The 8,445-nt window shown below is 57.9% G+C and carries 6 protein-coding genes and 2 pseudogenes; 7 read left to right on the forward strand and 1 reads right to left on the reverse strand.

Annotated elements, in window-relative coordinates; all coding sequences use genetic code 11:
• Positions 1–59 precede the first annotated feature (59 nt).
• Positions 60–275 (reverse strand): annotated as a pseudogene (locus T281_RS14705) (transposase); the annotation flags it as partial.
• Between the two features lie 79 nt (positions 276–354).
• Between T281_RS14705 and T281_RS14710 the strand changes: the two are divergent.
• The 7 genes and pseudogenes from T281_RS14710 (at position 355) to T281_RS14735 (ending at position 8,292) form a co-directional block, all read left to right on the forward strand.
• Complete coding sequence (locus tag T281_RS14710) at positions 355–978, forward strand: hypothetical protein (protein WP_052037542.1); 624 nt, start codon at positions 355–357, stop codon at positions 976–978.
• A 244-nt stretch (positions 979–1,222) separates the two neighbouring features.
• Positions 1,223–3,875 (forward strand): annotated as a pseudogene (locus T281_RS19920) (BPTD_3080 family restriction endonuclease).
• A complete protein-coding gene (gene dinD / locus T281_RS14720; protein ID WP_199502414.1) occupies positions 3,865–4,446 on the forward strand; it encodes a DNA damage-inducible protein D in 582 nt (193 codons plus the stop codon). Before T281_RS19920 ends, dinD begins: the two are co-directional and overlap by 11 nt.
• Before the next feature lie 76 nt (positions 4,447–4,522).
• Positions 4,523–4,708 carry a hypothetical protein gene (locus T281_RS19320; protein WP_199502413.1) on the forward strand — a complete coding sequence of 62 codons (186 nt, stop codon included), beginning with the start codon at positions 4,523–4,525 and terminating at the stop codon, positions 4,706–4,708.
• Between the two features lie 161 nt (positions 4,709–4,869).
• Positions 4,870–6,867: a site-specific DNA-methyltransferase gene (locus T281_RS19325; protein WP_245269259.1), complete on the forward strand. Its 1,998-nt coding sequence runs from the start codon at positions 4,870–4,872 to the stop codon at positions 6,865–6,867.
• Entirely contained in the window at positions 6,836–7,468 is a 633-nt protein-coding gene (locus T281_RS19625) for a hypothetical protein (RefSeq protein WP_245269260.1), read from the forward strand. The genes T281_RS19325 and T281_RS19625 overlap by 32 nt, the downstream gene beginning before the upstream one ends.
• Before the next feature lie 164 nt (positions 7,469–7,632).
• The gene (locus tag T281_RS14735; protein ID WP_037240957.1) at positions 7,633–8,292 is read left to right on the forward strand and encodes a hypothetical protein; all 660 of its coding nucleotides are present in this window, start codon (positions 7,633–7,635) and stop codon (positions 8,290–8,292) included.
• Positions 8,293–8,445: the final 153 nt, after the last annotated feature.

Here is an 8,445-nt window from a genome sequence, read left to right on the forward strand (position 1 = left end):
ACCTAGGCGAGAGGGAAGCTGTTGCGCGGCGAGGCGCTGTGAGCCGCTCGATGCGCCGCCCGATAGAGCCAGATCGAAAAGACGAACCGTCCCTTTCGGTTGCGGCGCGGCGGAATGTTGGCGAACATCCGCTTTTCGGCTGCCTTCGCCCGGCTGGCGGCTGCGTCGTAGCCCTTGTCGGCGAGCAGGATGCCGCCGCCCGCCACCGGCTCGATCAGGGCCTCGGCCTCGACGCTGTCGTGGACCTGGCCGGCTGTCAGCGCCAAGCATTGCGGAGCAAACCTTAGAGCCTGCTGGTCCAGAGGCAGGCTGGGTGGTCGCTACCCTTATTATCACTGCCCGGTGCGCGGCTGCATGTCCTACGGCAAGTCGATCCGGGGCGAGAGAATCGAGGGCGACTTTGCCGCCTATCTGCAAGAGATGAAGCCCGATGACGATCTTTTCGAGTTCGGAGCTTCCATCTTGCGCGACGTGTGGGACCGCAGGGTGACGGGCATCAGACGCAAGCCGTCTCCCTGGGGAACGAGCCGGCGCGCGACCCAGCGCAAGGTCGAGCAGTTCCTGGACCGAATCGCGGAAACCGATAGTCCCGCGCTCATCACCGCCTATGAAAAACGTATCGGCGAGTTGGAGGCGAGGAAGCTGGAACTCAGTGAAAAGATCGCCGAATGCGGGCGTCCGCGCGGCAGGTTCGACGAAACATTTAGAACCTCGATGGGGTTCCTTCTAAACCCTTATAAACTTTGGGTTTCTCCGCATCTGGAGCACAAGCGGACGGTGCTGAAGATGACCTTCGCGGATCGTCTGATCTATGTGCGGAATGAAGGACTTAGAACCCCGGAATTAGCTATGTCTTTCAAGAGCTTACCTGATTTGCGGGGGATTAAAAGCGGAATGGCGCCCCCTAGGGGAAGAGCCGAATGCTGCGCATTTTCAAGCAAAATCAATAACTTGCGGGCGACCTTCGATGGCTATTGATACCACCATTTGATCCCCCTCGCAACAAGCTGAATAATCGAAGCCGCACTCAGGCCGAGTTACAGCATAGGTTAGGGCTATGTCGAGGCCGTCGAACGTCCGATAGGATGAAGGCCCTTTACCGTGGCGTTAACCGGCGTGCGAAATGAGCAGGAGATTTATCTAAAAGGATTACTCTGTCAGCGCACGAGCTATAGCTTTAGATGCGCGAAAGCGATTTGTCCGACAGGTGATTCCGCTCAAGATGGCGCAAAATTTTTTTGACCACCCAATCCTCAACTCGCCGTATGAAAATCCCGCTCGTCATTGGGAACTCGATGACGACAGAAGGCCGACGAACCGCATCATTGAAAGCCGACGATGGTCGGACCTGACTACGCCAGTCCCGAAGCCTAAGAAGCTCAAACAGAATAGCAAGCAAGACACTCTTCAGCTTGACGAGCGCGATGCCTTATCTACCGATGGCCAAGAATATAATCCGACACCGATAATCAACGAGATACGGAACGAGGTCGAAAAATGGCGACGCCTGCCAAATCCGGACCAATGGCAGGTTACACCGGAAACGGCTCGTCTCCTGACACACTGGCGTCATCACAAATTCGAAGGCATCCGGCCATTCTTTTGTCAGGTCGAGGCTGTCGAAACAGCGATTTGGTTGGCCGAAGTGGCGTCGAAGAGGGGAAAATACTGGGCCCACATCAAAGGTGCCAATGCGCAATCCAATCCCGACCTGCTTCGTATCGCTCTGAAACTAGCCACGATGAGGCCCACCACTGCTATCGTGCCAAGCCGGGGAACTCCACATCCGAAAACGACGGCGCTCTTGACCGTGAAGAAAAGGAAGAGGCCAAGAAGAACAATGAGGCCGCTCGCCTCTGGATCTCGGGGCTTGAGGCCTTGCAGCGATCTATCGGCACTTCAACCGTTTACGACCTATCGGCCACGCCTTTCTTCCTTCGGGGATCCGGATATCTGGAAGGCACGCTCTTTCATTGGACCGTAAGCGACTTCTCACTGATGGATGCGATCGAGTGCGGCATTGTGAAACTTCCGCGAGTTCCGGTGGCAGACAACGTCGTCAACGGGGATACGCCTATCTTCCGAAATCTCTGGGAAGAAATAAAGAAAAGCCCGCGAGGTCTTCCCAAAAAATGGCGCAATGCATCGAATGGGACGTATAGCCCTCTCGATCTACCGCCCGTTCTTCTCACCGCACTGGAGGCACTTTACGGAAGATACAAGAATACCTTCGATCTTTGGCAGGAAGCAGGAATAGGTGTCCCTCCGGTATTCATTGTTGTGTGTAACAACACCTCCACATCGGAGCTGATCTACAAATACGTCTCGGGATTTATTCGTCAGAATACGGACGGCAGCGAGACTCCGGAATACGGACGTTTGGAACTGTTTCGGAACCACGACGAAAACTTCAATCACCTGCCTAAGCCAAACACCATCCTGATCGACAGTGTCAGCTCGAATCTGGCGACGCGCTCGACAAGGATTTCCGGGAGTTGGCAGCCGACGAGATCGAGCGTTTCCGACAAGAACTGGTGGAGCGGTCGGGCGATATACACGCGGGTGAGAAAATCGACGAGGCCACACTTCTTCGCGAAGTGATGAACACTGTCGGCAAAAAGGGGAAACTCGGAGAGCAGGTCCGCTGCGTCGTTTCCGTTTCCATGCTGACGGAGGGTTGGGACGCGAACACGGTTACGCACATTCTTGGTGTTCGCGCGTTCGGCACGCAGCTTTTGTGCGAACAGGTTGTTGGTCGAGGCTTGCGGCGCCAATCCTACGAGTTGAACGAAGACGGCCTGTTCAATGTCGAGTATGCGGACATTTTTGGAATTCCGTTCGACTTCACTGCTAAACCCGTCGTTGCGCTGCCAGCCAAGCCGCGAGAGACGGTCAGAGTGCAGGCTGTCAAACCGGAGCGGGATGCGCTCGAGATCACCTTCCCACGCGTCGAGGGCTATCGCGTGGAAATACCCAACGAACGTATCGAGGCCCATTTCAGGCCCGACGATGCGTTGGTTCTCACGCCAGAAATGGTGGGACCGGGCAAAACCACCAACCAGGGCATCATTGGACATCCCAATGTTCTCACGGTCGATCATCTGGGCGATATCAGAAACAGCACGATCCTGCTTCATCTCACGCATCACCTGCTTGCCCATAAATTTCGGGACGATGGCCAGGAGCCCAAGCTTTATCTCTTCGGCCAATTGAAACGGATCACCCGGCAGTGGCTTGAAGGCGGTTATCTCAAATGCATGGGCGACACGAAGCCGGCCCAGGTGCTCTACAAGCAGATAGCCGATCTCGCCGCGGAAAAGATCGGGTCGGCAATCGTCTTCAACAACATCGATACAAGGCCGGTGAAGGCCGTGCTCGACCCGTATAATCCAACCGGCTCGACGCGCTTCGTGAATTTTGCCACATCGAAGGAGTTGCGCTGGGATACGCAAGGTCCACCGCCGAAGTGCCACATCAATTGGGTCGTCTGCGACAGCGAATGGGAGACGGATTTCTGCCGGGTGGTCGAGGCGCACCCGCGCGTGCGGGCCTACGTGAAGAACCAGAACCTTGGCTTTGAGGTTCCTTACCTCGCGCGCGGCATGCCCCACCGCTACCTGCCCGATTTCATTGTCCAGATCGACGACGGTCGGCCCGATCTCTTGAATCTAGTCGTCGAAATCAAGGGCTTCCGCGGCGAGGATGCGAGGGTCAAAGCGACGACGATGCAGTCTTATTGGGTTCCGGGCGTGAACAACCTTGGCAGGTTCGGGCGCTGGTCTTTTGCTGAATTCCGGGATGCCGGTACGACGGAAGCGGAGTTCGGCAAGCTGATTGAAGGACTGCTGCACAAGGAAGCGAACCATGAAGTCTGAACTGATCCAACAGCTTACGGGCAGCTTTGAGGGGCATGCGCAGCAGACGGAAAGCGGGGTCGAATACTGGCTTGCGCGCGACTTGCAGGTGCTTCTGGGCTACGCGAAGTGGGATAACTTCGTGAATGCCATCACGAAGGCCAAAACCGCCTGCGAAGTTTCCGGCCACGAGATCGCCGACCATTTTGCTGACGTCGGGAAAATGGTCGAACTCGGATCGGGCAGCCGCCGCGAGATCGACGATGTGATGTTGACGAGGTTTGCCTGCTATCTCGTCGCGCAAAACGGCGATCCATCCAAACCCGAAATTGCCTTCGCACAGAGCTATTTTGCGATCCAGACGCGTCGCGCGGAACTGATTGAACAGCGCATGTTGGAAGTTGAGCGTCTCCATGCGCGAAAAAGGCTCACTGCGACGGAGAAGGAGTTGTCGCAGCTCATCTACGAGCAGACGGGCAAGAACCAGGATTTCGGGCTGATTCGGAGCAAGGGGGATCACGCGCTTTTCGGCCGCTCCACGCTTCAGATTGAAAGCTCAATGGAAGGTTCCGGACAGCCGCCCGCTCGCTGACTTTGCTCCAACGATCATCCTGAAAGCGAAGGACTTCGCGACGGAAATCACGATATTCAACGCGCGTGCGCACCAGATGACACGCGAGCGCGAAATTTCGGCAGAGCATGTCACCAACAATGCCGAGGTTCGCAAGACCCTGATCAATCGCGGAATTCGGCCCGAGAGTCTTTCCCCTGCCGAGGATGTCAAAAAAGTGGAAAGACGTATCGCGTCTGAGAACAAGAAATCTCTCGCGAAGCCGGAGCGTCTGGAAGAATAAGCATGGCCAAAAAACCCCTCGGCGTCGAGGCGCTCACGCACCCGGACGCCACGCGCAAGAACATCCCCACGGCGGAGTTCGAGAGCGTGGTGCCGGAGGCGGACAAGTCGCCGATCCGCGTCGCCTATGAGCGGCGCAATCGCGACCTCGATCCGCAACTCGTGTGGCGCGGCAAGGACGAGCAGAACTGGTCGGACCTCGTGGTGTCCGCGCCGCCGCTCTACATCCAGGAGAAGGTGCACCCGAAGGTGCTGATCGACGACCTGCGCCGGCAGTCGAAGGCGCGGGAGAACGGCCGTGCCGAGACGATGCCCGACCTCTTCGCCGACTTCAACGGCCTGCCCGATCTCGAAGCGAAGACCGAGTTTTACGCGCACGACCAGCACTGGTCGAACCGCATGATCACGGGCGACAGCCTCAACGTGATGGCGTGCCTCGCCGAGCGCGAGGGCCTGCGCGGCAAGGTGCAATGCATCTATTTCGACCCGCCCTATGGCATCCGGTTCAACTCGAACTTCCAGTGGAGCACCACGAGCCGCGACGTGAAGGACGGCGCGAAGGACCACATCACGCGCGAGCCAGAGCAGGTGCGCGCCTTCCGCGACACGTGGCGCGACGGCATCCACTCCTATCTCACCTACCTGCGCGACCGTCTGACCGTGGCGCACGATCTTCTCACCGACAGCGGCAGCATCTTCGTGCAGATCGGGGACGAGAACGTGCACCGCGTCCGCGCACTGATGGATGAGGTGTTCGGGGAGGAGAATTTCTGTTCGCTTATTCAAGTGCAAAAGACGGGAAGCCAAGCTGCAAATCTTCTCGCCGCAACAGTAGACTTCGTCGTTTGGTACGCACGTTCAAAGAGCAACGTAAAATATAGGCAGCTATATAATGTGCGTGTTGCAGGCCATGTGTCGTCAGATCGTTACGATCAAATCGAGCTGTTGAACGGCGAAGATAGGCGTCTTACAAGGGACGAGTTGAATAGAACCGCAAACATTCCATGCGGCCGAATTTTTCGGCATACCAGTCTAATTAGCTCAGGTCAAGCGTCGCAAGAGCAAATTCTTGCGTTTCACGGTAGAAAATTCACTCCCGGTTCGGGCAGTCATTGGAAGACAACTATCAATGGCATGAATGTTTTGGGCCGCGTTGGGCGAATAAACGCTGGGAAATCTACGGTTAGATACAAACGTTATTTCGACGATTTTGCCGTGTTGCCAATAACGGATCGGTGGGAATCATTGCAAATTGGAACTGGTCTGGTTTACGTCGTTCAAACAAGCACTTCCGTAATTGAGCGCTGCATACTGATGGCCACTGACCCCGGCGATCTGGTGCTCGATCCCACCTGCGGCTCTGGCACCACGGCCTATGTCGCCGAGCAATGGGGGCGGCGCTGGATCACAATCGACACGAGCCGCGTCGCCATCGCCCTTGCCCGTTCGCGGCTGATGGGCGCTCGCTACCCCTATTACCTTCTCGCCGACAGCCCCGAAGGCCAGTTGAAGGAGGCGGAGGTATCGCGTACCGCGCCGAAGACCACGTCGACGCGCGGCAACATTCGCTTTGGCTTCGTTTATGACCGCGTGCCGCATATCACGCTGAAGTCCATCGCCGACAACACTGAGATCGACGTTATCTGGGATCGGATGCAGCCCGCCGTCGAGGATGCGCGCGCTGCGCTTGAACTCCGCGCTGAAGGGCCACAGGCAGCCGTTCAAGGTGGAAACCGGCGGTCGCGCTGGCGCGAAGATCGACTTCACGGCGAGGGGCGATGTGACGCTACCTTCCGGCGAGGCCGCTCCCGCGAACGGGTTCATGGAATGGGAAATCCCCCGCGAGGCACCTGCTGGCTGGCCAGCGGCGGCGCTGGCCGCGCTCGCCCGCTTCTGGGAGGCGCGCATCGCCCGTCAAAAGGAAATCGACGCCTCCATCGCCGCGAGAGCCGAGTTCGAGTTTCTCTACGACAAGCCCTACGCCGACAACAACCGCGTGCGCGTGGCCGGTCCATTCACGGTGGAAAGCCTCTCTCCGCATCGTACCCTCGCGGTGGACTGGGACGACGAGCTGTTCGACATCCTCGAAGCGTCGCGGGGCCAGCGCGAGCCAGCAGGGCGCGGCGAAGTGGCGACCGATTTCGCGCACATGATCCTTGAAAACCTGCGCGCGGCGGGCGTCCAGCAGGCGCACAAGGAAGACCGCATCAGTTTCACGAGCCTCGAAGGCTGGCCGGGCAGGTTTGTCTGCGCGGTCGGCACCTACACCGAGGGCGAGACGCAGCGGCGCGCGGGCATCCTGATCGGGCCGGAATATGGAACGGTCTCGCGGCCGGATCTCGTGGCGGCGGCGCGCGAGGCGGGGGACGCGGGCTTCGACGTGCTGATCGCCTGCGCCTTCAACTACGACGCTCATTCCGCCGAGTTCGACAAACTCGGGCGCGTGCCCGTGCTTAAGGCGCGCATGAACCCCGACCTGCATATGGGCGGCGACCTCAAGCCGAACGGCAGCGGCAACCTGTTCGTGATCTTCGGCGAGCCGGACATCAAGATCGAGGATGCGGGCAAGGACGCCGAGGGCAATGCGCTGATCCGTGTACAGGTGTTCGGCGTCGATGTGTTCAAGCCGCAGTCGGGCGAGGTCGTGTCCGAAGGGACGGACGGCATCGCGCTGTGGATGCTCGACACCGACTATAACGAGGAAAGCTTCTTTGTGCCCACGCCTACTTCCTCGGCGCGAACGATCCGTACAAGGCGCTGAAGACGACGCTGCGGGCCGAGATCGACGAGGAGGCCTGGGCGACGCTAAATTCCGACACGTCGCGGCCGTTCCTGAAGCCGAAGTCAGGGCGCATCGCAGTGAAGGTGATCAACCACCTCGGCGACGAGGTGATGAAGGTTTTTGCGGTGGAGTGAGGGGACAAAATGGACCATACTGGAATTGCTATCATCGAAAGTAATTGGCATAGAAAGCAGAATTTATCTGTCCGCAGTCTTTTTGATCTGATTGCCAATATATCATGCGCGAACCCGAACGCGTATCACTATGAGATGGCCAACAGCGAGGTCGCCATCAAGGAGGCGATCCCGAGGATAGCCTCCTATCGAGAATGCAGGCACCCCTACATCGCCACTCATGGCGACGATAAGGGACTCGCTTTCATCAACAACGACCGGTTGACCCGGACCGAACTGCCAAATCTGTTGCGCGACATCAGGGAAACGAACGGTTCAACACTCCGGGGCCTTCATCTCGGCTCATGCCTGTTCGGCACTGAGAGGCTTGCGGATTTTATTTACTCTGATGAAATCTGCGTGAAGTGGATTGCTGGGTATTCGGAGGTGGTTCCTTGGATCGAGTCGGCTACACTCGAACTTTTATTCTTCAACGAACTGCTTCAACATTCCGACGAGACAGCCAGCCAAGCTATTAAATTGACAGCCGAGAAGCTGCTCAACACCGCGCCAGGGCTTGTGAAGGAGTTGGGCTTCGGCATTTTCGTGCGGAAACAAGGGACCGGAGGAGCAAAGAACCTCTTGGCTCGTGCGTATGACGATGACTGTGCCAACAATTATGATGAGTGAGCGGCGCCATGGAATTTCGCATTGCCGATACCTTTGTCGATAGCCTCGCTCGCCTCACATCGCAGGAGCAGCGAGCAGCGAGCAGCGAGCAGCGAGCAGCGAGCAGCGAGCAGCGAGCAGCGAGCAGCGAGCAGCGAGCAGCGAGCAGCAAAA

This window comes from Rhodomicrobium udaipurense JA643 (assembly GCF_000636015.1).
Lineage (GTDB): Bacteria > Pseudomonadota > Alphaproteobacteria > Rhizobiales > Rhodomicrobiaceae > Rhodomicrobium > Rhodomicrobium udaipurense.

What these genes read in the sequence shown, in the direction of transcription:
- T281_RS19320 (WP_199502413.1), top strand. Translation starts at nt 4,523, where the DNA reads ATGACACGCGAGCGCGAAATTTCGGCAGAGCATGTCACCAACAATGCC.
- dinD (WP_199502414.1), top strand. Translation starts at nt 3,865, where the DNA reads ATGAAGTCTGAACTGATCCAACAGCTTACGGGCAGCTTTGAGGGGCAT.
- T281_RS14710 (WP_052037542.1), top strand. Translation starts at nt 355, where the DNA reads ATGTCCTACGGCAAGTCGATCCGGGGCGAGAGAATCGAGGGCGACTTT.
- T281_RS14735 (WP_037240957.1), top strand. Translation starts at nt 7,633, where the DNA reads ATGGACCATACTGGAATTGCTATCATCGAAAGTAATTGGCATAGAAAG.